Origin of the sequence: Pseudomonas putida NBRC 14164, from assembly GCF_000412675.1 — a bacterium.
Lineage (GTDB): Bacteria > Pseudomonadota > Gammaproteobacteria > Pseudomonadales > Pseudomonadaceae > Aquipseudomonas > Aquipseudomonas putida.
This window is the reverse complement of record NC_021505.1, coordinates 5,349,482-5,375,951: the sequence shown is the minus strand read 5'-3', so window position 1 is coordinate 5,375,951 and position 26,470 is coordinate 5,349,482. Positions and strand designations below refer to the sequence as shown.

The following is a 26,470-nucleotide window of genomic DNA, read 5'->3' as shown; positions in this document are numbered from 1 at the left end:
TCATGAATATGCAGACCAATCCCGCCGTTCATACCAGCACCCCGGTGGTCACCGACCTGCGGGTGATCCCCGTGGCCGGCCATGACAGCATGCTGCTCAACCTCAGTGGCGCCCATGGCCCGTATTTCACCCGCAACGTGGTGGTACTGCGCGACAGCGCTGGCAATACCGGGCTGGGCGAGGTGCCTGGCGGTGAACAGATTCGCCAGACCCTGGAAGACGCCCGCAGCCTGGTAGTCGGCCAGCCGGTCGGCCACTACCAGCGCGTGCTCAATGCCATGCGCCAGACCTTCGCCAGCCGTGACTCGGCGGGCCGTGGCCTGCAAACATTCGACCTGCGGATTACCGTGCATGCGGTAACGGCCATCGAGTCGGCGCTGCTCGACCTGCTTGGCCAGCACCTCAACGTGCCCATGGCGGCCCTGCTAGGCGAGGGGCAGCAGCGCGATGCGGTGAAGATGCTGGGTTACCTGTTCTACATCGGCGATCGTCAGCAGACCAACCTGGCCTACCGCAACGAAGCCGACGCTGATGACGACTGGTTCCGCGTGCGCCACGAAAAGGCCCTGACCCCCGAGGCGGTGGTGCGCCTGGCCGAGGCGGCCAGGCAGCGCTATGGCTTCAGCGACTTCAAGCTCAAGGGCGGCGTGCTGCGTGGCGAGGAGGAGATGGAAGCCGTGACGGCGCTGGCCGAGCGCTTCCCTGAAGCGCGAATCACGCTTGACCCCAACGGCGCCTGGTCACTGAAAGAGGCCATTGCCCTATGTCGCGACAAGCATCACGTGCTGGCCTATGCCGAAGACCCCTGCGGCGCCGAGAACGGTTACTCGGGCCGTGAAGTGATGGCCGAGTTCCGCCGTGCCACCGGCCTGCGCACCGCTACCAACATGATTGCCACCGACTGGCGGCAGATGGGCCATGCGATCCAGTCGCAGGCAGTGGATATTCCGCTGGCCGACCCGCACTTCTGGACCTTGCAGGGTTCGGTGCGGGTGGCGCAGATGTGCAATGACTGGGGGCTGACCTGGGGTTCGCATTCGAACAACCACTTCGACATTTCGCTGGCGATGTTCACCCAGGTGGCGGCTGCGGCACCGGGCGAGATCACCGCAATCGACACCCACTGGATCTGGCAGGACGGCCAGCGCCTTACCCGTGAACCGCTGCGCATAGTGGACGGGCACGTGCGGGTACCGCCCCGGCCGGGGCTGGGGGTGGAACTGGATGAGGACCAGTTGGCCAAGGCCCATGATTGCTACCGCAACATGGGGTTGGGGGCGCGGGATGACAGCGTGGCGATGCAGTTTCTGATTCCGGGCTGGCGCTTCGATAACAAGCGGCCTTGCCTGGTGCGTTGAGGCGGTTACAGGCCCCGCAGTGCAAAGACAGCCCCGGGTGATCGGGGCTTTTTTGTGAGTAGCTGAAATTGCCTGGGCCGGCACTGGCAACACACATCCAAATGAAAAACAAAAGCGCCAGATGGCCCGGTGGCGCGATCGGGCATGCCATTCGCGACATCTGGCGGTAATGGAACTGCCCTGTCGTGATCGAACAGTTCCGGGGCGTTCTCGTGTAATTTCCCGCAGCCCTGCGAGGCTTAAATGAAGCCCGAACCGCACGGACTCGTTGCTCTGTGATGCGCGCCAAAGATCAACAACAGCGCGCGAGCAACCTGTCGACTAACTGATTTGAAAGGAGATATTTTCGCCTACGCCTGCCCGTCCATCCTTGTGTCAGCAAAAAGAGAACAACATCAATGAGCACCGTGGGATCTGATGGCAACCTTGCACAAGGTTTCAAGCCTCGTCATGTAACGATGCTGTCCATCGCCGGCATCATCGGCGCCGGACTTTTCGTAGGCTCTGGTCACGCCATCGCGGCGGCCGGGCCAGCTACCATAGTTTCGTATTTCGTGGCCGGAACCCTGGTGGTACTGGTCATGCGCATGCTCGGCGAAATGGCCGTGGCACACCCTGATACCGGATCGTTTTCCACCTACGCCGACCAGGCCATCGGCCGCTGGGCCGGCTACACCATCGGCTGGCTGTACTGGTGGTTCTGGGTACTGGTAATCCCTATCGAAGCACTGGCTGCCGGGCATGTGCTGAACGCCTGGTTCCCGCAGGTGGACAGCTGGATCTTCGCCCTGGCCTCGGTACTGCTGCTGGCCTGCACCAACCTGTTCAGCGTGGCCAAGTACGGTGAGTTCGAGTTCTGGTTCGCCATCCTGAAAGTTACGGCGATTCTGGGTTTCATCGGCCTGGGCTTTGCCGCACTGATGGGCTGGCTGCCCAACCGCGAGGTCAGCGGCCTGAGCGGGCTGATGGCCGAGTACGGCGGCTTTGCGCCGAAGGGCTGGTCGGCAGTGGTCGGTGCGTTCATCACCGTGATGTTCAGCTTCATCGGCACCGAGGCGGTGACCATCGCCGCGTCCGAATCCAGCGACCCTTCGCGCAACATCGCCAAAGCCACCCGCTCGGTTATCTGGCGAATCAGCACCTTCTACATCCTGTCGATCTTCGTGATCATTTCGGTGGTGCCGTGGAACGACCCGCAGTTGGCGGTGGTGGGCTCGTACCAGCGTGCGCTGGAAATCATGAACATCCCCAACGCGGCGTTCATGGTCGACCTGGTGGTGCTGGTGGCTGTGACCAGCTGCATGAACTCGTCGATCTACATTGCTTCGCGGATGATGTATTCGCTGGCCAAGCGCGGTGACGCCCCGGCCTTCCTCAACAAGACCTCCAAGGTTGGCGTACCGCGCGCTGCAGTGTTTGGCAGCACCCTGATCGGCGCAGCCATCGCCGTGCTCAACTACTTCGCACCGAAGGGCGTGTTCGAGTTCCTGCTGGCCAGCTCCGGGGCCATCGCCCTGCTGGTGTACATGGTCATCGCCATTTCGCAGCTGCGCATGCGCCGCCGGCTGGAGCGCGAGAACACCGAGCTGAAGTTCCGCATGTGGCTGTTCCCGTACCTTACCTGGGCGGTGATCATCTTCATTGCCGGGGCGCTGGCAGTGATGATGTACACGCCCGAGCACCGGGTGGAGGTCAGCTCTACATTGGGCCTGGCGATCGTGATTTCCTTCCTGGGGATCGTGACCTCGCGCGGCCATGCGCAACCGGTGGGGGCGCGGTCGATGGGGTGATTGAGTTCACCATGCGGTAAGGCGAAGGGCACCCGAGGAGGGTGCCCTTTGTTTTTTTGAAACACTGGTCTGGCGGCGCGGGCGACCGGGCGCTGGCTCGTTGGGGGTAGACTTCCTGTCGAATTCACAAAGGGAGTCGATGCATGAGCGCTGAACAAAAAACACAAGCGCCGACCGCCTGTCTTTCGGTTAAGGATGACCGGTTCGAGGAAGTGCTCGGGTTGATTAAAAATGCTAGGCAACGTGCGGTGCAGGCGGTCAATACACAATTGATCGATTTGTACTGGCAGGTGGGGGCTTACATCAGCCGCAAGCTGGAGCGAGCTGAGTGGGGGGAATCTGTAGTAAGCCAGCTGGCAGCACACCTGGCTCAGACGCAGCCTGGGCTGCGTGGCTTTACAAAGCGCAATCTCTTCCGCATGCGGCAGTTCTATGAGGCGTATCGGAATGACGAGAAAGTGTCAGCACTGCTGACACAATTGCCTTGAACCCATAACCTTACCATCCTGACCTTGAGCAAATTGCCTGACGAACGTGAGTTCTATCTGCGTTTGGCCGTCCAGGAGAAATGGTCCAGTCGTGAGCTGGAACGGCAGTTCAGAGCTTCTCTTTTCGAACGCAGTGTGGCGAACCCTGCTAAAGCCTCAGCAAATCTGAAACAGCATTACCCTGCAGCAATGGATGTGTTTCGAGATGCCTACGTGGTCGAGTTCCTGGGCCTACCGGGTGGCCATGTCGAAGCGGATCTGCAAAGTGCGCTGATGGATAGGCTCAAACAGTTCCTGATCGAGCTGGGCCGGGATTTCTGCTTCGTTGGTTCCCAATACCCGCTTCAGGTCGGCGGCCGTGATTTTGCACTCGACCTGCTGTTTTTCCATCGGGGCCTCAACTGCCTGGTCGCGGTCGAACTGAAAGTCGGCCGCTTCGAGCCTGAGTACCTGGGCAAGCTCGATTTCTATCTGGAAGCACTGGATCGCAATGAGCGTAAGCCTCATGAAAACCCTGCCATCGGCGTGTTGTTATGCGCCAGCAGAGATGACGAGGTGGTCGAGTACGCACTTAATCGAAGCTTATCTCCAGCGCTGATTGCCGAGTATCAAACGCGTTTGCCGGACAAGGCACTGCTGCAAGCCAAGCTGCATGAGTTTTATGCCTTGGGTGCTGCAGAAGATCAGAATGCTTGAGCGGCCATCAAGTGCCGCCCATCACGCTTTGCACATATCCCATCACCGCTGGCGCTTTCTCGAAGCGCCGGTGGACCAGGCTTAGCCACGAGCTGGCCTGGCAATCGACGATCTGCCGGTAATTCACCTGCGGCAGGTTGATGCGCTGCACCACCGATGCCGGGACTACGGCAATGCCTTGCCCAAGTGAGACCAGGGTAATCACGGCCACCAGGCTGCCGGGTTGTGGGCCAAGCCTGGGCACGAAACCACCTTGCGCGGCCACTTCCAGCGTGCCGGAAATCTGCTCGGGCAGGATGAAGGTTTCGTTGGCCAGGCGCGAGGCCGGGATGTGCGGTACTTCATTGATCCGCGAGCTGGCGGGCAGGGCGAGGACGAAACCTTCCTGGTGCAAGGTGATGGCTTGCAGTTCGTCTGGCAGCTCCATCGGTGAGCGCACGTAGGCAAGGTCGAGCAAGCCGTCGCGGACCATGCCGGGGAGTTCGGCCATGGGCAGTTCACGGATATTCAGGCGCACGCCAGGGCAGGTTTCGCTGTAGCGGGTGACGTGCTGCTGGAGCATGCCCGAGTAGGCGGCCGAGGCCACGTAGCCCAGTTCGATACGCCCGCTTTCGCCACGGGCGGCCCTTTGTGCGCCCAGTTGCGCCGCATCGAACTGGCGCACGGCGTGCTCCGCCTCGATCAACAACGCCTGGCCGGCGGCGGTGAGGTTGACTTCGCGCTGGCTGCGCTCGAACAAGCGCACACCCAGCTCGCGTTCCATGTCCTGGATCTGCCGGCTGAGGGTGGGCGGGGCGATGCCCAACTGCTCGGCGGCCCGGGTGAAATGGCCGTGGCGGGCGACGCAGAGAAAATAGCGGAAATGGCGGATTTCCATCAGGTGTTACCTGCAGGGTAATGACGCGGGCCGCCGGGGCTAACAAGCCTTGGCGCAGGCGGCGGTATGGTAAGGCCAACACTACAAGGCTGGTGGCTTGGCGGCAAAGCCTGCCTGTGCAATTGCAGGGTACCGCTTTGCACAGTGGCTGCAGCGCTTTCGAAGGTTACGCAAAACCTGTGGGAGCTGGCTTGCCTGCGATGGGCTGCAAAGCAGCCCCGGCGATGCTGCAAGCTGACAGTACCTCCGAGCCAGCCCGCTCAGCTTCCGGAGCCCCATCATGCCCTCTGCACGTTTCACCCTGCTCACTGCCTCCCTGGTCTGCGCCCTGATCATTCTCGACACCAACATCGTCGCGGTCAGCCTGCCCAGCATCGCCCGCGACCTGTCCGGCTCGTTCGCCGATATCGAGTGGGTAGTCAGCGCCTACCTGCTGGCCTTCGCCGCCTGCCTGTTGCCCGCCGGCAGCCTGGCCGACCGTTTTGGCCGGCGGCGCATGCTGCTGCTCGGCCTGGTGCTGTTCGGTTTGGCCTCGCTGGCGTGTGGTGCCGCGCCCAACCTGCTGTTCCTTGACCTGGCCAGGGCCGCCAAGGGTGTTGGGGCTGCGTTGTTGCTGACCTCGGCCCTGGCCGCGATCGGCAACCGCTTTCATGAGCCGCAGGAGCGCATGCGCGCGTGGGCTTTCTGGGGGGCCTGCATGGGCGCCACCATCACCTTTGCGCCGTTACTGGGCGGGGTGATCGCCAGCACCCTGGGCTGGCGCTGGATCTTCTACATCAACCTGCCGTTGGTGGGGCTGCTTGCCGTGATGGTAATGCGCAGTGTCGAAGAATCTCGCGACACCGACGCCGCCCGGCTCGACCCATGGGGTAGCCTGACCTTCGCCGGCAGCCTGGGCTACCTGATCTGGGCGATGATCGATGCCAACCAGGTGGGCTGGGGCAGCGCGCAAACCCTTGGGCGGCTGGTGATCAGCGCCTTCCTGTTCGGCCTTTTCGTAATGGTGGAGCGCAGCCAGGCACGGCCGATGATCGACCTGCGGCTGATGCGCAGCGGGCGTTTCGTCGGCGCCCTGCTGGGCATGTTCGCGTACGCCGCTTGCGCCCAGGTGATGATGACCCTGCTACCGCTGTACCTGCAGAACGGCCTGCAGCTTTCGGCCCTGGCCGCTGGCGCAGGCATGTTGCCGTTCGCCATTGCCATGTTGGTGACGCCGCGCCTGGGCATGCGCCTGGCCACCCGCTTGAGCCCGGCGCAGGTGTTTGCGTTGGGCCTGGTGCTGGTGGGGGGGGGCAACCTGCTGTGTGCCTGGGCCGCCGGGTTTGGCGGCTATGCAGCCTTTGCCCTGGCCAGCCTGGTGCTGGGGGCGGGTGCCGGGCTGCTAAATGGCGACACCCAGAAAAACATCATGGCGTGTGTGCCACGCCAACGTACCGGGATGGCTTCCGGGTTAAGTACAACTACGCGCTTCGGGGCCATCGTCCTGGCTATCGGTTTACTGGGTGGCGTACTGGCCGCCCGCAGCGGGCAATTGCTTCACGAAGCCCTGGTTGCCGTAGCGCCATCGCAAGTGGGCCAGGTTGCTGCGATGGCCACGCGGGTAGCGGCGGGCGACCTGCAGGCGGCCCTGGCGCTGCTTGATCCGGGCTTGCGTGAAGCGGTGGCACCCTTGGCCCGCCAGGCGTTCATGGGTGGCTTCGAGGCCGTGTTGCAGGTTGCGGGCCTTGCAGCGCTGGTGTTCGCGGTGGTGGTTGGCGTGCTGCTGAGCCGACCGCTGCCCGCTACGCAGGAAACGCTACTGGCGCAAAGCCAACCCCTGTAAAAGGCCTGTATCCATACCGGCAAAACCGCTTTGAAACCGCACTCGGATGAGTAGGTAGCTGACCGCGGTTATTTCAGCCTTGCGCGCAACTAATACAACCGGAAAATGTCATTTCACTGCGCGCCAGCAATGGCGCGTGGATGATGCTGGCGCTGGCCAGTAAAACTATGCCGAGGCAAGGAGCTTCCCGTGCAAAACGACGACTATTCCGACCAGCTATCAATTCAGGCGGACCAACTACCGCCAGGCGTTTTTCCGCCGATGCCGGGCTTCACCATCGCCGACCTGCTTTATGTTGCTTACCAACCCACTGAAACGCTACTTGAAAAGCGCGATATCGACCCAGGCCTGATTCGCGAAACCAGCATCGCTTTTGCCAGCCATCTGTATCAGGCGCTGGAAAGAGAAGATATCCAGTATCAGATCGCGAGCTGGTACCAGAAGCCCTATGACCACCCTGAAAAGCGTGTGCACAGTGTGGAAATCATCGCTGAACAATCCGGGACCATAACGTTAAAAGCTGTCGCTGACTCATTGAAGGGCTCACCGCTGCGGCAACTGGGTAAAGACTTCTATATGGAATACATCGAGCTGGCCGGTTATGCCATCAAGAACCACATCCTGAAGTTGAACGACCCCGAGTTTGACCCGTTTGCGAACCGCGATAGTGAATAAGGTTTAAGTGCTGGAGGCGCCCGCGATGTGGTGCCTCCAGCTAACCGAAAAATAAATGAGGTGTTTTCTCATTCTCGTTCGGCTTGTAGAGAAGGCCGGAATACAGGCCAGCCCGCCGACCCCTCTACGGAGCGAGAAAATGAGTTTGACCCCGGTTTCACAGCGCCATCCTTTGAGCCGTGCTGTGCACGCTGCTTTTCTGGGCCTGGTTGTCAGCAGCGCTGCGCTGCCTGCGTTTGCGCAAGCTGCTACCGCTGAGCACAACAACCAGGTCCAGCAATGGAACATTCCTGGTGGCCCACTGGCGCCGGCGCTGGACCACTTTGCGCGCCAGGCCGGTATCAGCCTGTCCTTCGACGCACAGAGCGTAGCCAACCGCAACACGGCGGGCGTGCAGGGCGCGTTGGGCACGTCGGCTGCACTGTCGTCGTTGCTGCAGGGGACCGAGCTTCAAGCTGAGCAGCAAGGCCCGAGTGCTTACCTGGTGGTACCTCAGCCAAAGCCGACCGGCCCGCTGGAACTGGGCGCGACCGAGGACTACCGCCTGGCGCCCGTCATCATCAACGCCAAGGTCAAGGCCAGCGCCGACGACGACACCAACTCGGTGGTTGCCAAGGAACTGTGGGTGGGTGGCAAGGTGGCGACCAGCATCCTCAACACGCCAGCCTCCGTGTCGGTAGTGACCAACAAGGAAATGCAGCAGCGCAGCGTCAGCACCACGGAAGAGGCGCTGCAATACACCCCAGGTGTGGTCAGCGACTTCTACGGCTCGGACGACCGCAACGACTACTTCCAGATCCGCGGCTTCCAGGCCACCACTTACCGTGACGGCCTGACCTTGAGCTCGATGCGTGGTGTGCGCGAAGACCCGCTCGCCTATGAGCGCATCGAAATTCTGCGCGGCGCCAACTCCACCCTGTTCGGCCCGGCAGACCCAGGCGGCTCGGTCAACTTCGTGACCAAGCAGCCGCGCTTCGAAAAATTTGGCCAGGGCTATGTCACCTACGGCTCGTATGACCATGCCGAAACCGGTATCGATGTAGGCGACGCCCTGAACGACGAACAGACGCTGGCCGGCCGCTTTACTGCCAAGATGCAGAACAGCGACCGTGAGTACGACCATTCGCAGGACGATAACCGGTTCGTGATGGGCGGCCTGACCTGGGCGCCTACCGACTTCACTTCGGCTACCGTGATCCTCGACTACCTGAAGACCAACAGCTCGCCAAACAGCGGTGGCTACCCACTGGACAAGGAATACGACCGCAGCGATTTCTACGGCGAGCCCGGCTACAACTTCCACGATGTCGAGCGCACCAGCCTCAGCGGCAACATCACCCACGACTTCGACAACGGCTTCACGCTGCGCGGCAACCTGCGCTACAGCGAGTTGAGCGATGACTTTGGCTATGTCTACCTGAGCGACAGCGCTTCGCGGGTTGGCACCACCATACCGCGCTACGTGTTCGGCACCGACAGCGATGCCGATCAGCTCAACGGCAACCTGATGCTGCAATACGATGCCCAGTTCGAGCACATCGACAGCAGCACCCTGGTGGGTGTGGAATACCTCGACTCCACCACCAAACAGAGCTCCGTATATAGCCTTGCGCCCTCCATCGATATCGCCAACCCAGTGTTCACCGGCGTGCCTGGCGGCATCACGCCCTATACCCGCAAGAAGAACGACGCCACCACCAAGGCCGTGTTCCTGCAGCAGAACCTGTCCTTCCATGACCGGCTGATCGCTACAGCGGGTGTGCGTAATGACTCCATGGACCTGTCCAGCACGGAGTACGTCGGCGGGGTGAGCAAGCAAAGCGACAACTTCTCTGAAACGTCCTACCGTGGCGCGCTGACTTACATCGTCAACGATGAAGTCTCCACTTACGTCAGCATGGTGGAATCGGTTTCGCCTCCGCAGGTTGGCGTAACGCCGCAGACCGGCAGGCAGTACGAAGTGGGTGTGAAGTACTCGCCACTGGGCATGGATGCGTTGTTCTCTGCTGCCGTTTATGACCTGACCCAGGAAAACGTCACCATCGCCGTCGTGCTGCCGAGCGGCATCATCGAGCAGCAGACGGTGGGCGAGTCACGTGCCCGCGGCCTGGACCTGGAAGCCAAGGCGCAAGTCACGCAAAACCTCAGCCTGATCGGTGCCTATTCCTACATGGAAACCGAGGTGCTGCGCGGCGCGCTATATGACGGCAGTTCGCTCAAGGGCAAGGAATTCACTGTGGCGCCGAAGCATACGGCTTCGCTGTGGAGCTACTACGACATTGCCAACACTGATGTGAGCGTTGGTCTGGGGGCCAGGTACGTTGGTGGTTATTACATGGATGCTGCCAACACCAAGAAGAGCGACGGCACCACGCTGTTTGACGCGGCGCTGAACTACAAGATTGCCAAAGGGACTGACCTTGCCCTGAATGTCAGCAACCTGTTTGACGAGCAGCATGTGGTGGGGTCGGGGACGGCGAATTATTACAACCCGGGGCGTGAGGTTACGGCGAAGGTGAGTTATAGCTGGTAATACGGCTAGGGGATGGCACGGGTTGCGCCCTGTTCACGGGCAAACCCGTGCCCACAGGTGCGCAAATCCTGAAGTTTTCAAAGGCCCCGGTGTTTGTCAGGCGTTCAAATCGGCACTACTGAAACCGTTGCGCTGATAAAAGCGCTCCAGCTCACGGGCCTCCGGCTCCCGGCCGGTGAAAATCTTCAGGTACTCGGGGATATAGCGCATGCGCTGCGCCAACGGCTCCCGGGTTTTCATGCTGATGTAACCGATTTGCGTAAGGTAGATCGAACGGGCGCGGGTGATCGCAGCATCGTCTTCAAAGCCGAAACGGTCAAACATCTGCCGCAATGCCTCGACGCGCTGCGCGTCTGCCTCGCCGATTTCCTGCGCCACTTCCGGTGACTGCAGCGCCCAGCTGCGCATGGCGAACTCGAATTGCGAGTCGAACAATTCGCTGTTCAGCCAGCAGTCGAAGACGTTGAGAATCGCCTCGGTGATGGACTCGGCATAGGCCTGGGACTGGGTCACCAGATTGAAGGTGTTCTTGTTTTTCCACTGCTCGATCAAGGCTACGAGCAGTGCATCGCGGTCTTCGAAAAACCAGTAAAAGCTGGTGCGCGACAAATTCAGTTTTTTTGCCAGCGGCATCACGCGCACGGCATCGACACCTGACTCGGTCAGGCTTTCATAGGCCGCATTCAGCCAGCCTTCCAGTGAGCCTCGGCCTGCGGGTTCCGCCTTTGAGGTGGCGCCTTTCATGGGCATTTCTCCCTTTTCAATCTGCTATTTCTGGCAACTGTACACCATCGTCAAGAGTATTGACACCTGTGTACAGAGGGGCATATTGTCGGCTTGCCTGATGACCTGTTTGCGAGACCGATATGAAAAACGATCCGCTACTTCAGCCTTATCGCCTCAAGCATCTGACCCTGCGCAACCGCATCATCACCACTTCCCACGAACCGGCTTACCCGGAAGACGGGATGCCGAAAAAACTCTACCGGGCCTACCACGTCGAGCGCGCCAAAGCGGGCGTGGCCATGACCATGACCGCAGGCTCCGCCGCGATCTCCCGTGATAGCCCGCCCGTGTTCAACAACATTCTGGCCTACAAGGACGAAGTGGTCGGCTGGATGAAAGACCTGACCGATGAGTGCCACGAACATGGCGCGGCGGTGATGATCCAGCTCACCCATCTGGGCCGGCGTACCCGCTGGGACAAAGGCGACTGGCTACCGGTGGTGTCGCCCTCCCATAATCAGGAACCCGCACACCGCGCCTTCCCCAAGCAGCTTGAACATTGGGACATCGACCGCATCATTGGCGACTACGCTGATGCCGCCGAACGCATGAAGGCCGCCGGCCTGGATGGCATCGAGCTGCAAGCCTACGGCCACTTGATGGACCAGTTCTGGTCGCCCCTGACCAACGAACTGGAAGGGCCGTACGGCGGCTCGCTGCAAAACCGCCTGCGTTTCACCTTCGATGTGCTCACGGCCATTCGCAAACGTGTGGGCCCCGAATTTATTGTCGGCATCCGCTACACCGGGGACGAAGTGCTTGCCGGTGGCCTGCAAAAAGAGGAGGGCTTGCAGATCTCTCAACTGTTGAAAGACAGTGGCATGATCGACTTCCTCAATGTGATCCGCGGCAATATCGCCACCGACGCCGGGCTGACCGACATTATCCCGATCCAGGGCATGCGCAATGCGCCACACCTGGACTTTGCCGGTGAAATCAGGGCGCTGACCGGCTTCCCTACCTTCCATGCAGCGAAGATTCCCGACGTGGCCACAGCGCGTCATGCCATTGCCTCGGGGTTGGTGGACATGGTCGGCATGACCCGCGCGCACATGACCGACCCGCACATCGTGCGCAAGATCATCGAAGGCCGTGAAGACGATATCCGCCCATGCGTGGGCGCCAACTATTGCCTGGACCGCATTTACAACGCTGGCGCTGCGTACTGCATTCACAACGCCGCGACCGGGCGTGAAACCACCATGCCCCACGAAATACCCAAGGCGGTGCACAAGCGCAAAGTGGTAATTGTGGGCGCCGGCCCTGGTGGCCTGGAGGCGGCACGTGTGGCTGCAGAGCGCGGCCACGAGGTGGTGGTGTACGAGCTGGCGGACAAACCCGGCGGGCAGATTCGCCTGACCGCGCAGTCCGAGCGGCGCAAAGAAATGATCAGCATCATCGATTGGCGCATGGCGCAATGCGAGCGCCTTGGCGTGACGTTCCACTTCAACACCTGGGCAGACACCGCGGTTGTGCTTGATGAAAATGCCGACGTGGTGATTGTGGCCACCGGGGGCATGCCGCACACCGAAGTGCTGGCACACGGCAACCAGTTTCTGGTTTCAAGCTGGGACATCATTTCTGGCGACGTGAAGCCTGGGCGCAATGTGCTGGTGTACGACGATGCGGGCGACCACGCCGGCCTGCAAGCCGCCGAATTCATAGCCCGCAGTGGTGCCAAGACCGAAATCATGACCCCCGACCGCTCGTTCGCGCCAGAAGTCATGGGCATGAACCTGGTGCCCTACATGCGCTCGTTACAGCAACTGGACACCACCTTCACCGTCACCTACCGGCTCAAGGCTGTGGAAAAACAAGGCGACCAATTGCTGGCCACGATCGGCACCGATTACAGCGACCTGACCAAAACGCGCCTGGTGGACCAGGTGGTGGTTAACCACGGCACCCGGCCGCTGGACGAGCTGTATTTCGAACTCAAACCCTTGGCCAGCAACGAAGGCGCCGTGGAGTACATGGACCTGATTGTCGGCAAGCCGCAAACCGTTGTCAGCAACCCCGAAGGGCGTTTCCAATTGTTCCGCATTGGTGATGCAGTGGCGTCGCGCAATACCCATGCGGCCATCTACGATGCCCTGCGGCTGGTCAAGGACCTGTAGCTACCGTGTGTTGCCCACAACAATAAAGACAGCCGTCACCCGATTTAGAAACCTTAAGTTACTGCCCCGAAGTTTGGTCTGACTGAATTTGATGAACATCAAACTCTTCCCAGCGGAGGTTGTTGCATGCAAACGGGTTCTGATTCCATTGAGCTGCTCACTGCGTTAACCGAACGCGACCTGCGTTTTCGCAGCGATGCCAAGGTCACTGAACATGCCATCGCGCCGGTCGACACGGCGTTACTCGATGCGTATGCCGCCATCGACCGCAAAGCCTTGCGCCATTACCGCCTGGAGCGCATTCGCGAGCAACTGCGCGCCCAGGATTACGCCGGCATTCTGCTGGCCGACCCAATCAATATTCGCTATGCCACCGACACCAATAACCTTGGTTTGTGGGTGATGCACTCGCCCAGCCGCTATGTGTTCGTGGCCACCGACGGCCCGGTGGTGCTGTTCGAGTTCACCAGCAGCCGACACAACAGCGAGCATGTAGAAACCATCGATGAAATTCGCCCGGCGATTCCCTGGCTGTATTTTCTTGCCGGCCCCCGCGTGCAGGAAAAAGCCGAGCGCTGGGCACAGGAGGTGGCAGACCTGATGGCCCGCCACGGTGGCGGCAACCGCCGCTTGGCGGTGGACCGCTGCGACCCTTGGGGCGCGCAGCGCCTGACGCAACAGGGCATTGAGCTATTCGATGCGCAGCCCTTGATGGAGCAGGCACGCCTGATCAAATCGGCCGAAGAAGTGGCCAGCCACCGGGTGTCCATGGGCGTGTGCGACCTGGCCATTGCCCGCATGCGCACAAGCCTGGTGCCGGGGGTTACCGAAAACCAGCTGTGGAGCATCATGCACGGCACCAACGTCGCGCACGGCGGCGAGTGGGCCGAAAGCCGCTTGCTCAGCTCCGGGCCGCGCACCAATCCGTGGTTTCAGGACGCCACCGACAAGGTCATCAAGGCAGGTGAAATGGTGTGCTTCGACACCGACATGGTCGGCCCCGGCGGTTACCTTTCAGACATCTCGCGCAGCTTCATCTGCCCCGGCAAGGCGCCGACCATGGCCCAACGCGACTTGCTCGACATCGCCTCGCAGCAGATCAACCACAACGTCGAGCTGCTGCGCCCGGGCCTGTCCTTTCGCGAGTTTGCCGAACACTGCTGGCCGGTGCCCAAGCGCTTTGAGCACAACCGCTACATGATGATGCTGCACGGCGTCGGCCTTGTGGACGAGTACCCCAGCGTCGCCTACGCCGTGGATTTCGCCGAGTGGGGCTACGACGGCCTGTTCCAGGAAAACATGGTGGTGTCGGTGGAAAGTTACATTGGTGAGCAAGGCGGAGGGGAAGGGGTGAAGCTCGAGGAACAGGTGCTGATCACCGCCAACGGGCCGATCAAACTCTCGCGCACGCCCTTAGTCGACGGCGATCGATAGCTGGAGCAAAACCATGAGCAGCATGACCGTGATTGAAACCGCACCCACCTTGGCGCCGCGGCCGGTGGCCAGCACCGAACCGTTCTTGTGCCTGGAGGGCATTCACAAACAGTTTGGCCCTTACCCCGTGTTGCACGACGTGTGTTTTGAAATGAACAAGGGCGAGGTGGTGGCCATTATCGGCCCCAGCGGGTCGGGCAAAAGTACCTTGCTGCGCTGCATCAACCAACTGGAGCCGCCGACCAAGGGGCGGGTCAGCATGGATGGCGTGCACATCGAAGCGGGCAAGGCGTTACCCCGTACCGAGCTGCTCAAGTTGCGCCGGCGCATTGGCATGGTGTTCCAGTCGTTCAATCTGTTCCCGCACCTGACAGTGCTGCGCAACGTCAGCCTGGCGCAAATCCGCACCTTGGGCCGCAGCGCCAAAGACGCCGACGCCCGCTCCTTGCAACTGCTCGAACGCGTTGGGCTGGCTGACAAGGCCCAGCATTATCCGGCGCGCTGCTCCGGTGGCCAGCAGCAACGCATCGCTATCGCCCGCGCCCTGGCACTGGACCCTGAGCTGATGCTGTTCGATGAGCCGACCTCGGCGCTGGACCCCGAGCTGGGCCTGGAGGTGCTGGCGGTGATGAAAGAGCTGGCCGGCGAAGGCATGTCGATGATTGTGGTAACCCACGAGATGCACTTCGCCGAAACCGTGTCTGACCGTGTGGTGGTAATGGCTGACGGGCGCATCATCGAGCACGGGCCAAGCCAGCAGGTGATGCGCGACCCCCAGCATGAACGGGTGGTGCAGTTTCTCCAGGCCGTGAGGAATCGCTGATGCAAGACATCCTGATGATGCTGTTGAACGGCGTACCCTGGACCATTGCCGTTACCATGCTCGCATTCTGTGTCGGCGTAGTGCTGGGGTTTCCGATCTGTGCACTGCGCATGTCCAGGGTCAAGGTGCTGAGTGTTCTGGCTGCCATGCTGGTACTGACTCTGCGCTCGATCCCCCCGATTGTCTGGCTGTTTTTCATCTTCTTCGGCATCGGTGGCGGCTATGTCAGCCTGTCGCCGTTTACCGCAGCGGTGGTTGGTTTGGGGCTGATTACGGCGGCGCACATGTCCGAGGTATACCGTGGTGCGTTCGCGGCAATTCCCGCCGGCCAGTTCGAAGCCGCCTACGCGCTTAACCTGTCGGCGCCACAACGGTTTTTCGATGTGGTGTTGCCGCAGTTGGTGCGTATCGCCATTCCCACCTCAGCCACCTACGCCATCGGCCTGCTGAAGGATTCGGCCGTGGCCTCGACCATTGGCGTGGGTGATATCAGCTTTCAGGCTTATCAGGTTTCACAACAAACCTTTCAGGGCCTGAGCGTCTACAGCGCGGCGGCGGTGGTGTACCTGGTGCTCAGCGTGCCAGTGGCCCTGTGCTCACGTTGGCTGTCGGCCACGTTGAAACAGAGGATTGCCCGATGAGCGAACTGCTGACGATGTGGGCGCAATGGTTGCCGGAGTTGTGGAAAGGCTTTGTGCTGTCGATGCAGGTGACAGCGGTGAGCCTGGGCCTGGGCGTTGTACTGGGCCTGCTGCTGGCCTTGGGCGTTTCGGCGCCGAGCCGCTGGTTGCGTTACCCCTCCCTGGTTGTGGTGGAACTGGGGCGTGGTGCACCGGCGCTGATCCTGCTGCAGTACTTCTACTTTGGCCTGCCCAGCGTCAACCTGACCCTGACCTCGTTCTGGGCCGCTGCGCTGGCCATGGCGTACTGCACGGCGGCCTACACCAGTGAAATCATTCGCGGTGGCATCGAGTCGGTGGCCGCAGGGCAAACCGAGGCCGCCGAAGTGATCGGCCTCAACCGGTTCGACGCACTGCGCTTTGTGATCCTGCCTCAGGCCTTGCGGGTGGCGCTGCCATCGTTGCTGGGGTTCTCGATCATGATGTTCCAGGCCTCGTCGCTGTGTTTCACCATCGCCCTGCCAGAAATTGTCAGCCGGGCATCGTCCATTGGCTCCTCCACGTTCGAGTACATGCCGGTGCTGATACTGGCCGGTTTGATGTATGCCGCTGTCTGCGCCCCGGCGACCCTGGGCGTGGCAGCGCTGGAAAAAAGACTGGCACCCAGCCAGCCATAACAACAAATGCCACTCGCGCCGATTTCGGCCGCTGCTCTCTTATTGCAAAGGTGACGTCATGACTCGCTCATTCAAACGTTTTACCCGTTGGATGTTGTTGTGCTCGACCCTGGCCGGCGCCCCGTACGCCCTGGCCGAATGCACCCCCGCGAACCAGTTTGAAACCATCACCCCAGGTGTACTCACCGTGGCGGCGTATGTGTTCCCGCCCTACTCGATACCGGGGCCGAACAACCAGTTGAGCGGCGTGGACGGCGAGATCATCAAGCGCATCGCCGAGCGCGAATGCCTGAAAGTCAAAACCATGGTGGTGGACACGGCAGCCGTCGTCCAGGCAGTGGTGGCAAAGCGCGCCGATGTCGGCATCGGTGATTGGTATCGCACGGCAGAGCGCAGCAAGGCATTGGGCTTGTCGGCACCGTTGTACCTGGACGTGATGGGCATTATTTCGGATGAGGGTTACACCAAGATCTCCGAACTGGATGGCAAGCGTATCGGCACCGTGCAGGGCTACCTGTGGGTGGACGATTTGAAGAAGGCCTTTGGCGATAACCTGGTGCTTTACCCAAACCCGGTGGCCATGGCCCAGGACTTGGCGTCCAGGCGCATACAGGTTGGCGCGGACAGCTTCGCGGTGGCCGTTTCTTCGCAGCAGAAGGGCGGCTACCCCGGCAAGAGCATCAAGGTGTCTGAGCCCGATCAACGGGTCAAGGCCACGCTTGAGCCCGGGCAAAGCGCCTTCCCGTACACCAAGGCCAACGCAGCCTTGGGCGAGGCCCTGGGCAAGAACATTCAGGCCTTGCACGCCTCGGGCGAAATCGCAGAAATCCTCGCCTCGTTTGGCCTGGACCGCGAGGCTGCAAAAGTGGGTGAGCCGAGGATGATTCAGTAAAGGTCATCAAATCCTGCAGGAGCGGCTAACGCCGCCCCAGCAGGTTCTCAGGCTGCGGCACACCTACAATCCGAGAACACCGAAGCCACCATGGACAACGACAAACCCGAAAAGCGCCTGTCTCTGGCCGATGCCACCGCCTTTGCCCACCAGCTCTGCCTCGCCCACGGCGCCAGCCAAGCGGTGGCCTCTGCGCTTGCTGATGCCACGGTATCAGCCCAGGCCCATGGCCAACACGAACTCGGTTTCGGCCATTTGCCTGATTACCTCAGCGGCTTTGCCACCGGCCGAATCGCCCCGGCTGCCGAGCCCATCGTGACCCAGGTCGCGCCGGCCATGATCCGCTGCGACGCGGGCCAAGGCATCGCGCAACTGGGGTTTGATCGTGCTTTCCCACAGCTGCGCAGCAATGCGCATCAACTGGGTATCGCCGTGTTTGCGCAGTTCAACGCTTTTACCTGTGGCGAGTTGGGCTATTACACCCGCCGCCTGGCGCGCGAGGGGCTGGTCGCGTTGGCGTTCACCAATGGCTCACCGCTGCTCACCGTTGCGGGCCAGAGTCGGCCGCTGTATTCCACCAACCCGATCGCATTTGCAGCGGCCAATGCAGAGGGGCGGTTATTGGCGATTGACCAGGCCAGCAGTGCCACGGCCTACGTGAACCTGCTGCGGGCCGCTGGAGCGGGGGAGGCGATACCGGCAGGCTGGGCGGTTGATGCACAAGGCAATGAAACGCGCAGTGCGCGAGAGGCATTGCACGGGACGTTGCTGGCGTTTGGGGGCGGTCGGGGGGCCAATATTGCGTTGATGGTTGAGGTGCTTGCGGCGGGGGTGACGGGGGCCAATTGGTCGTTGGATGCAGGCGATTTTCGGGCTGGTAGCGAATCGCCGGGGGCTGGGATGCTGGTGATTGGGATTGCTCCCAGGTTGTTGGACGAGTGCTTTGCCTCACGGTTGGGGGAGCAGATGGCCCGGCTTGAGGGCTTGGGCGTTTACCTGCCGGGCAAGGGGAAGGAGCAAGCTTATGCTTGTGCGGTTCGGGAGGGGATCAACTTGTCGTTAGCGGCGTACGATGCGTTTAAGTCGCAGGTGGGGTAGTCACGCCCTTTGCCAACACCGGCTGCGCCAGAAGCAAACGATACTGTCAGTGATTGCTATGTTGGCTAAGCCGATTCTTGAAGTATTGCGCAGTCTCTTTGTCGGTGCAGTACAGGTAGCAACCCTTCATCCCGCGTGTCATCAGGGTTCGGTATGTATTCTTGATGATCAGGTCTGTTTCATTTCTCGCGAGGGTAGGTTGCTCTTTCATCATTTTTTTCCAGCCGCGAATCGATTTATCGTGCTTGTCGCGCTCATCCGGGGATGTCACTACCTTACCGTCACGTACGACCAGGTCTGGCCCGATGATCACCCCGATGTAGTCGACTTCCAGACCTTGGCAGGTATGAATGCAGCCAACCTGCTCGACGGAGTTCTCTGCGACGATCCATAGGCTGCCATCCTGATCCAGGTTCCATTGGCGTTTGTAGTCACCAATGACGATATCAGCAGCGGTGGGGTCTTTCTTGCTCAACCAAGGCCAGCAATAGCCCGCGACCACGCGAGCTTTGTTTCCGTGGTTTTTCTCGTTGATTGCTTCATGCATCGCCTGAGGTGAGTCGAAAACATTAAACTCGTACTCTTGAGTCTCAAGCGTCGGATTTGCTGTCGAGCGAATGCTTAGCGTGTCATCCAGCCATGCCAGGTAACCGTCGGAACCACTGCAGCGAAACTGCGACGACAGCACGTGTTCTTCAACCACTGCACCCTTGGCTTTCGCAAAGGCGCGTATTGCCTGCTTGGTGCCGATGTCGCTCAAGGTTACACGCTGGTCTTCATCAATGAAGAAAATTGAGCATTTCGTTGAATCAATCAGCTCCTTGATCTGGTTTTCCCCAAGGTTTCCGTAAAGCCCGCTTTTCTCGTTCAGCCGGTGAGCTTCGTCCACGATAAGCGCATCGAATGTGTTGGACTCAGTGTCGATGAATGCCCCAGAGCCTGAGAAGAAATTCGAGAAATGGCTGCGTTTGATGGTGCCAACCAGTTTGCTTTCGTAGACCTTGCGAGGGGCTGCGTTCTTGGAGACGTATTTGCTCATCAGCTTCAGTTCGGTGAGCCTCACCAGCAGATTGATAGCTAAAACAGTTTTCCCGGTGCCCGGTCCACCTTCGATGATCATCACCTTGGGTGCTTGGTCCGAGGCCTCGCTTGCCGCCGCCAGCGCCGACTCGAAAATTGCTTTCTGATCGTCAATCAATACGAACTCGGGTTTGCCTTTCATCAACCCCCCGAGCGCTTCGGCTAGCGCTTTGGACGGGCGAATTTTTCCTTCGGACAGCTCGTAGAGAACCTCCTTATTGTCGCCATGAGTAATATGCTTTTTCAGAAAGCTTCTGAGTTTACTGAGCTCTTCTGGGCCTTTCAGAAACAGCGGAGCCCTGCTGATGTGCGGCTCGTAGTGAGCTGAATCTATGACGCCGTCGCTGACGTAGTTATGGAGGTAGGCACACGGGCGGATTTCGATGCTTTTGTCATACACCGCCTCGTTGAAGCCTTCCAGCAGCGCTGCATATGACCATACCTGGTAGGACGGGTGAATGGTCTCAACAAGGCCTCCACCCAATGCCGTTTTGACGATGGCATCCTTGGTTGTGGCGTTGGCCTTACTCCATTGCTTCAGCTCGATCAGTACGGCCTTTTTTGCTTGGTTTTCGTCGCGACCGGTGAGCAGAAAGTCGATTCGCTTCGACGACTGCGGAATGTGCAATTCAATGGCCAGCCCTGCATCGCTCGGCAGGCCCTCATCTCTAAGGACCTTGGCCATGTACGTCAGGGATCCTTGCCACGACCTGATTTCCGAGGTGCCAACGTTCTTGCCGGTAGCTTCCTTGTAATGCCTGAGGATCACCTCCTCAATGTCATCGTTATCGTTGTCTTTAAGAAATTGCTGTTTGGTCGCAGCGTAAACGATCACGGGTTGTCCTTAGGTGCGTGTTGGTCAGAGTCGGTCGTACTTCTTGCTGCTGCTTCTGGCTTTATCCACGGGATACTTCTCGCCATTCGAGGCGAGTTTCTGTGTAACGGCCTCGTTGAGGTCAATGCCAAGTACATCGCTTAGCCGAACCAGGTACATCAGTACGTCCGCCAGCTCGTCTTTGACGGCTTGGCCAATCTCGGCATCTTTAGCTGCGGAGAGAGAATCGGCATCATTCATCCATTGGAAAATCTCGCACAGCTCCCCAACTTCGCCGGTAAGAGCCAGGATCAGATTTTTGGGGGAGTGGAACTGTTGCCAGTCGCGATCATCTGCAAAACGCTGAAGGGATGCGGCTAGCTTCGCTACGTCAACAAGTGGCGCGGATGAGCTGTCAGGATTACTCACGGGCTGCTCTCGGCATCAATGGGGACAGAAAATGTGTAGGAAATCCGGCCTCTGATTGTAAGAGTTTTCGCTGTTTGCGCACCCTTTTTTGTTTCACGCTCACACGCTGTCTGCTTGCGGCAATCTTCGCCAGGACTCGTCATGCACTGTGATCGTGGCAAGGTTGCTCGCGACGACCATCATGGCAACTAACTGAAGACTCACTCACGCCTTGGTCGCCTGAACGCAGCTAGAGCGGCGGTACTTTCCAATGGGGGCGCTGTGCGGTCTAGTGCTGGCAACCTCGCAGCAATTATCGATGACCCCAGGCCTTGCGAGTATTTGTTCCGGTGAAGGATTGCAAATCCACCGATCGGGCAGGCAGTTCGGGAGAATGGGGGCGGCGATCACAATACGGTGTGCCGGCAAAAAATACTGAAATGGGGATCAACCATTGAGCGTTTGAAAGAACACTTTCCGCATTTTGATGATGTGGCCGCTACCTAGATCGTGTGGTTGCGGCCACGTAATGCAAGAGTTCGACCTCAACGCATCATGCCGAGTTCGGCATCATCCAGCAGTGCTTTGCCCAAAGCACAGAGATAGTGTGCGGCCCAGATAAGCTGGGGCTTGTCTTCCATCAGGCCATCGATGGTCAGGTCCCGTGCGTAGCCCATCAGTTCCGAGGCCTGTTCGCGGGCGTTCTGGCAAGGGATGCCGGGTTCGATGCGGAACAGCGGGTGAGTCTGGTTTTCGCCTTGAAAGAAGACGGTTTTGCCGACTGTGCAGTGCGTGTCTTCGGTGGTCATTGATCAATCTCCCTGGTCTGGTGGTTGCCTGGGCTGGCCCTTTCGCCGGCGAGCCGGGCTCCCACAGGTTTTCTGCTCGATATGCGAATCAATGCATCGGTTGCGGGTTCGCTGGCTGCTGTATCTGCGTCAGTGCTGATTCGAGTAATCGGCGCAGGGTTTCGAGCTCGTGCATCGCCGCCATGATCAAAACCGATGCGGGCGACCTGGGCTGCATCAGCATCGCCTGCTGGGCTACGGCTTCTGCACAGAGCGCGTAGTCCGAGGCCATCATGATCGTGTCTTCCAGGGAGTGGAGGTGGTGGGGTGGGTCAGGAACGATCTTTAGCATTTTACTGTGTTCTCGATAGGGGCCACCGCCAAACCGCTGTCAAACGGAATGGTGGCAGCTGTGCATGGGTTGACAGACCGGCGAACACAGAAACCGGCGCACGTGAGCGTGCCCCATGCACAACCGCCATGAACGGTTATGCGCGCTGTGTATCGTTGCGGCCTGTCAAAGCCGGTCGTTGATGAGCAACGACCCACCGAGACTAAAACCCTGAAAAAATGACCGCAACGGAAAACAGGCGCTGGGAGTATCTTTGGGAAACGCCCTACAAGAAAGGGGGTAAATCCGATTTTTCGGCCCGCAGGTCCCAAAATCCAGACACAAAAAAAGACGCCCGAGGGCGTCTTCTTCTTTGGATTTGGTGGAGCCGGGGGGATTTGAACCCCCGTCCGCCAGTACTCCGCTGTCGGTACTACATGCGTAGCCGTGTCTACTGATTTAATCCGCAGCCGCCCGACGGGCAGGGTGCTTTGGATGAGTTGTGTAAGTTTTAGTCACTTCGCCCACAACGTGCTACGCGACGATCCTGTTCTGTATGACAATCAGTTCGGGTTTACAGGCATCCCCTAGTGATTGCTGGAGCCGAAGCTACCAGAAGCAAAGGTCACTTACGCTGCGAGAGCGTAGGTTTCCTCGCCGTAGGTTTCGTCATTGGCAACTATAGAAAGTTGCAACAGTGGATTTACGAGTTCTGTTACCAACTCGGCATGCACCTAGAGTTTCGCTACCGGCGTCGAATCCTAATCGGCCCCACACTAGCGTTACGCTAACGCACCTTACGGCACGTGGGACGGAGTATACGCCATTGAGCGGGCGACGTCGACAGCTGGTCCTGTCGCCCGCATCAAGGCTCACGCGCCGCCGCCGCCGCTGCCGGAGCTGCTGCCTTTTTCGGTTTTTTCCAGGCGCTCCAGCACTTTGCTGGTGATGGCGATGCATTCCTTGGTGTCGCCCGAAGCCTGGGCGGCCTTGGCTTTGTCGACGTGCTCGGTGAGGGCCTTGTCCAGGCCTTCGGAGGTGGCGCCGGCGGTGGCCATGCTGTCGTCGATCTTTTGCAGGTTGGTGGTGCAGAGGTCATCGGCGGCAAACACCGGCGAAGCCAGCAGGGTGGCGGCCGCGAACAGGGCCGAAAGCGCGGTACCTTTCATGGGTGTCTCCTCTGGGGCCTCTGGAAGGTGGGCCTGTAGGGTGGACTGTGGGGGATTGGCGGGGGTTCAATCGGGATGGCGGCGGGGCGATATTGAGGTGGGGGATGGCACCGGCTTTGCCGGTGTTCGCGGCTGAAGCCGCTCCCACAGGGATCGTGCTTGGCTCGGGGATGCGCTGTACCTGTGGGAGCGGCCTTGTGTCGCGAAAGGGCTGCAGGGCAGCCCCCGATCTATGCAGCACTGCTGAGAACCTGGGGCCGCTTTGCGGCCCGATCGCGACACAGGGCCGCTCCTGCAAAGGTGAAGGTGTCTGCCTTTAGATGCTGCGTGGGCGGGTGACGCGGTCTACCAGGTAGACCAGGCCATGGTAGTCAATGCCGCTGTGACTCGACAGGCCTATCTCGCAGGTGCGGCTGGTGGAGATGCCTTCGCTGCAATACTGCACCGCATCCTTCAGGCTGCGCAGCGAGTGGGCGTTGAGCTCGGGGGTGGTGAAGCCTTTGTCACCGGCAAACCCGCAGCAATGGATGCCTTCGGGGATTACCACCTGTTTGCTGCAACGCCGGGCCAGGTCGATCAGGGCCTGGCTTTCGCCCAGGTGCTGGGTGCTGCAGGTCACGTGCACGGCCACCGGCTCGTCTTGGGGGGTGAACTCCAGGCGGTCGAGCAGGTGGGTGCGGATGAAGCGCACCGGGTCGTACAGGTCGAGGCGGGTTTCGCCCAGGTCTTGCACCAGGCGCAGGGTGCAGGGGCTGGTGTCGCAGTAGATCGGGTCCAGGCCGCCGCGGCTGGCGTGCAGCAGGGCGGCGATCAGTTCCTGGCGCTTGTGCTCGGCCTGTTCGGGGTAACCCTTGGAGGCGAAGGGCTGGCCGCAGCACAGGCTGTCGGCGTTGTCGGGGAACACCACCTGGTAGCCGGCCTTTTCCAGCAGGCTGCGGGTTTTGTCTAGCAGCGAACTTTGCTCGCGGTCGGCGTAGGCCGGGCCCATGACACGTGAAACGCAGGCGGCCAGGTACACCACGCGGGGGCGGGCGTCGTTGCTGGCCGGGCCGAAGCTGATCGGGCGCAGGGGTTGTGGCATGGCCGGTGTCCACTGCGGCAGGCGGCCTTTGCTGGCGTTGCTCAGCGAGGTGCTCAGGCGGCCCAGGCGCGGGGCGCCGAGCAGCTTGCGTGCAGTGTTGGCGGCCGTGAGGGTAAGGCGGGCGCCACCCAGTGCGGTGTGGAAGTGCTCGGCTAGCCAGTCGGCGGTCTTGGTGTGTTCGGCGGCCTGGCTGCGCAGCTTTTTCACCAGTTCGCCGGTGTTGATTCCGACGGGGCAGCGCTGGGCGCATAGGCCAGTGGCTGCGCAGGTGTCGAGGCCTTGGTACTGGTAGGTCTGCATCAGTTCGCGGGTATCGATGCCGGCGCGTTGCTTGGCCTGGATGTCCCGCCACATGACGATGCGCTGGCGCGGGCTGAGGGTAAGCCCTTTGGACGGGCACACCGGTTCGCAGAAGCCGCATTCGATGCACTTGTCGACGATTTCGTCGGCGGCTGGCAGCGGCTTCAGGTTTTTCAGGTGGATATCAGGGTCTTCGCTCAGCACCACGTCGGGGTTGAGGATGCCGTTGGGGTCGAGCAGGCGCTTGAGCTTCCACATCAACTGGTAGGCGTCATGGCCCCATTCCAGTTCCACGAACGGTGCCATGTTGCGCCCGGTGCCGTGCTCGGCTTTCAACGAGCCGCCAAACTCCACCGCCACCAGTTGCGCCACGTCGTCCATGAAGGCCTGGTAACGGGCGACTTCTGCAGCGCTGTTGAAGCCTTGGGTGAAGACGAAATGCAGGTTGCCTTCCAGCGCGTGGCCAAAAATGATCGCTTCGTCGTAGCGGTGCTTGTCGAACAGCAGGATCAGGCGGTTGACGCCTTCGGCCAGTTGCTCGACGGGGAAGGTCACGTCTTCGATGATCACCGTGGTGCCGGTCTGGCGCACGGCGCCGACGGCGGGGAAGGTGTCCTTGCGGATTTTCCACAGCTGGTTGTAAACGGCTGGGGCTTCGCTGAAGTCCACTTGCTGTTCCAGCGGGAAGTCGGCAATCGAGGCCATCACCTGGCGCAGTTGCTCGTGCAGCAGGCTCTGGCTGGCGGCGCGGGACTCGATCAGCAGGGCGCAGGCATTGTCCGACAGGCCTTTTACCCACAGCGGCATGCCGGGCATGTTCTGGACCGAGCGCAGGCTGCGGCGGTCGAGCAGTTCCACGGCCGAGACTGGCTGCTGCTTGAGCACGGGCACCGCGCGGCAGCAGCTTTCGACGCTGGGGAACACCAGCAAGGCGCTGGCCTTGTGCGGGTGGTCGGGCACGGTGTCGTAGGTGACGGCGCTGATGAAGCCCAGCGTGCCTTCGGAACCGACCAGCAGGTGCTGCAGGATGTCCAGCGGCTGGTCGTAGTCCACCAGTGCGTTCAGCGACAGGCCGGTGGTGTTCTTCAGCCGGTATTTGTGCCGGATGCGCTCGGCCAGCGCGGTGTTGGCGCGGGTCTCGCGGGCCAGGTGGGCCAGCGATTCCAGCAGCTCGGCGTGGCTGCGTTCAAAGGCGGCAACGCTGGCCGGGTCTTCGCTGTCGAGGCGGGTGCCGTCGGCCAGCACCAGGCGCAGGCCGGCCAGGGTGTGGTAGGTGTTCTGCGCGGTGCCGCAGCACATGCCGCTGGCGTTGTTGGCAACGATGCCGCCAATCTTGCAGGCGTTGATCGACGCAGGGTCGGGGCCGATCTTGCGCCCGAAGGGGGCCAGCCAGGCGTTGGCCTGGGCGCCGATCACGCCCGGTTGCAGGCGGATCTGCTCGCCCTGGCCACGGATTTCGCGGCCGTTCCAGTTATCGCCAAGCACGATCAGCACCGAGTCGGTGATGGCCTGGCCAGACAGGCTGGTGCCGGCTGCGCGGAAGGTGACCGGCACCCGCTCGCGCTGGGCCAGTTTGATCAGGCCGACCACTTCGTCCTCGGACTCGACGCGCACCACCAGCTTTGGGATCAGCCGGTAGAAGCTGGCGTCGGTGCCGAAGGCCAGGGTGGACGTGGGGTCGTCGAAGCGGCGTTCGGCGGGTATCAGGCGCTCGGCATCACGCAGGAACGCGGCGGGCAAGCTCATGCAGTCTCCTCGCGGGGCCGTGGCGTCTGTGCGCCACATGCCCCGGGTCAATCAGGCGGTGTTTCTT

General features: G+C 60.7%; 20 protein-coding genes, 1 other RNA gene and 1 pseudogene. 13 read left to right on the top strand and 9 right to left on the bottom strand.

What is annotated here, in order from left to right; translation table 11 throughout:
* Positions 1–2 precede the first annotated feature (2 nt).
* The 3 genes and pseudogenes from gudD (at position 3) to PP4_RS23895 (ending at position 4,332) form a co-directional block, all read left to right on the top strand.
* On the top strand, positions 3–1,358 hold the full coding sequence (gene gudD / locus PP4_RS23905) for a glucarate dehydratase (RefSeq protein ID WP_049824903.1): 1,356 nt from the start codon (positions 3–5) through the stop codon (positions 1,356–1,358).
* A 398-nt stretch (positions 1,359–1,756) separates the two neighbouring features.
* A complete protein-coding gene (locus PP4_RS23900; RefSeq protein WP_016501678.1) occupies positions 1,757–3,148 on the top strand; it encodes an amino acid permease in 1,392 nt (463 codons plus the stop codon).
* A gap of 143 nt (positions 3,149–3,291) precedes the next feature.
* Positions 3,292–4,332, top strand: a pseudogene (locus PP4_RS23895) (PDDEXK nuclease domain-containing protein).
* A gap of 7 nt (positions 4,333–4,339) precedes the next feature.
* On the opposite strand, the gene PP4_RS23890 reads toward PP4_RS23895, so the two are convergent.
* Positions 4,340–5,209, bottom strand: coding sequence for a LysR family transcriptional regulator (locus PP4_RS23890; RefSeq protein ID WP_016501675.1), 870 nt, complete (start codon positions 5,207–5,209; stop codon positions 4,340–4,342).
* Positions 5,210–5,489: 280 nt separating this feature from the next.
* Between PP4_RS23890 and PP4_RS23885 the strand changes: the two genes are divergently transcribed.
* The 3 genes from PP4_RS23885 to PP4_RS23875 all read left to right on the top strand — a co-directional run bounded on the left by PP4_RS23885 (position 5,490) and on the right by PP4_RS23875 (position 10,239).
* Positions 5,490–7,031: an MFS transporter gene (locus tag PP4_RS23885; RefSeq protein WP_016501674.1), complete on the top strand. Its 1,542-nt coding sequence runs from the start codon at positions 5,490–5,492 to the stop codon at positions 7,029–7,031.
* 189 nt (positions 7,032–7,220) lie between these two features.
* On the top strand, positions 7,221–7,706 hold the full coding sequence (locus PP4_RS23880; RefSeq protein WP_016501673.1) for a hypothetical protein: 486 nt from the start codon (positions 7,221–7,223) through the stop codon (positions 7,704–7,706).
* Between the two features lie 139 nt (positions 7,707–7,845).
* Positions 7,846–10,239 carry a TonB-dependent siderophore receptor gene (locus PP4_RS23875; protein WP_016501672.1) on the top strand — a complete coding sequence of 798 codons (2,394 nt, stop codon included), beginning with the start codon at positions 7,846–7,848 and terminating at the stop codon, positions 10,237–10,239.
* 96 nt (positions 10,240–10,335) lie between these two features.
* On the opposite strand, the gene PP4_RS23870 is transcribed toward PP4_RS23875, so the two are convergent.
* Positions 10,336–10,983 (bottom strand): TetR/AcrR family transcriptional regulator, encoded by a 648-nt coding sequence (locus PP4_RS23870; protein ID WP_016501671.1) that lies wholly within the window; start codon positions 10,981–10,983, stop codon positions 10,336–10,338.
* A 122-nt stretch (positions 10,984–11,105) separates the two neighbouring features.
* Between PP4_RS23870 and PP4_RS23865 the strand changes: the two genes are divergently transcribed.
* From PP4_RS23865 to PP4_RS23835, 7 genes are all read left to right on the top strand, one after another.
* Positions 11,106–13,142: an NADH:flavin oxidoreductase gene (locus PP4_RS23865; protein WP_016501670.1), complete on the top strand. Its 2,037-nt coding sequence runs from the start codon at positions 11,106–11,108 to the stop codon at positions 13,140–13,142.
* Between the two features lie 126 nt (positions 13,143–13,268).
* Positions 13,269–14,576 (top strand): M24 family metallopeptidase, encoded by a 1,308-nt coding sequence (locus tag PP4_RS23860; RefSeq protein ID WP_016501669.1) that lies wholly within the window; start codon positions 13,269–13,271, stop codon positions 14,574–14,576.
* A 13-nt stretch (positions 14,577–14,589) separates the two neighbouring features.
* Complete coding sequence (locus tag PP4_RS23855) at positions 14,590–15,399, top strand: amino acid ABC transporter ATP-binding protein (protein WP_016501668.1); 810 nt, start codon at positions 14,590–14,592, stop codon at positions 15,397–15,399.
* Positions 15,399–16,040 carry an amino acid ABC transporter permease gene (locus PP4_RS23850; RefSeq protein ID WP_016501667.1) on the top strand — a complete coding sequence of 214 codons (642 nt, stop codon included), beginning with the start codon at positions 15,399–15,401 and terminating at the stop codon, positions 16,038–16,040. Before PP4_RS23855 ends, PP4_RS23850 begins: the two co-directional genes overlap by 1 nt.
* Positions 16,037–16,696: an amino acid ABC transporter permease gene (locus PP4_RS23845; RefSeq protein ID WP_016501666.1), complete on the top strand. Its 660-nt coding sequence runs from the start codon at positions 16,037–16,039 to the stop codon at positions 16,694–16,696. The genes PP4_RS23850 and PP4_RS23845 overlap by 4 nt, the downstream gene beginning before the upstream one ends.
* Before the next feature lie 58 nt (positions 16,697–16,754).
* Positions 16,755–17,588 (top strand): substrate-binding periplasmic protein, encoded by an 834-nt coding sequence (locus tag PP4_RS23840; protein WP_016501665.1) that lies wholly within the window; start codon positions 16,755–16,757, stop codon positions 17,586–17,588.
* 90 nt (positions 17,589–17,678) lie between these two features.
* Positions 17,679–18,686 carry an Ldh family oxidoreductase gene (locus tag PP4_RS23835; protein ID WP_016501664.1) on the top strand — a complete coding sequence of 336 codons (1,008 nt, stop codon included), beginning with the start codon at positions 17,679–17,681 and terminating at the stop codon, positions 18,684–18,686.
* Between the two features lie 46 nt (positions 18,687–18,732).
* Here PP4_RS23835 and PP4_RS23830 read toward each other — a convergent pair whose 3' ends face one another.
* The 7 genes from PP4_RS23830 to PP4_RS23805 form a co-directional block, all read right to left on the bottom strand.
* Positions 18,733–20,601 carry a DUF2075 domain-containing protein gene (locus PP4_RS23830; RefSeq protein ID WP_016501663.1) on the bottom strand — a complete coding sequence of 623 codons (1,869 nt, stop codon included), beginning with the start codon at positions 20,599–20,601 and terminating at the stop codon, positions 18,733–18,735.
* Between the two features lie 24 nt (positions 20,602–20,625).
* Positions 20,626–21,009 (bottom strand): nucleotide pyrophosphohydrolase, encoded by a 384-nt coding sequence (locus PP4_RS23825; protein WP_016501662.1) that lies wholly within the window; start codon positions 21,007–21,009, stop codon positions 20,626–20,628.
* A gap of 524 nt (positions 21,010–21,533) precedes the next feature.
* Positions 21,534–21,797 (bottom strand): DUF3077 domain-containing protein, encoded by a 264-nt coding sequence (locus PP4_RS23820; protein ID WP_016501661.1) that lies wholly within the window; start codon positions 21,795–21,797, stop codon positions 21,534–21,536.
* Positions 21,798–21,885: 88 nt separating this feature from the next.
* A complete protein-coding gene (locus PP4_RS23815) occupies positions 21,886–22,128 on the bottom strand; it encodes a hypothetical protein (RefSeq protein ID WP_016501660.1) in 243 nt (80 codons plus the stop codon).
* A 359-nt stretch (positions 22,129–22,487) separates the two neighbouring features.
* Positions 22,488–22,880, bottom strand: a transfer-messenger RNA (tmRNA) gene (gene ssrA / locus PP4_RS27615).
* 99 nt (positions 22,881–22,979) lie between these two features.
* Positions 22,980–23,276: a hypothetical protein gene (locus PP4_RS23810; protein WP_016501659.1), complete on the bottom strand. Its 297-nt coding sequence runs from the start codon at positions 23,274–23,276 to the stop codon at positions 22,980–22,982.
* Between the two features lie 316 nt (positions 23,277–23,592).
* Complete coding sequence (locus PP4_RS23805; RefSeq protein ID WP_016501658.1) at positions 23,593–26,403, bottom strand: FAD-binding and (Fe-S)-binding domain-containing protein; 2,811 nt, start codon at positions 26,401–26,403, stop codon at positions 23,593–23,595.
* Positions 26,404–26,470 lie beyond the last annotated feature (67 nt).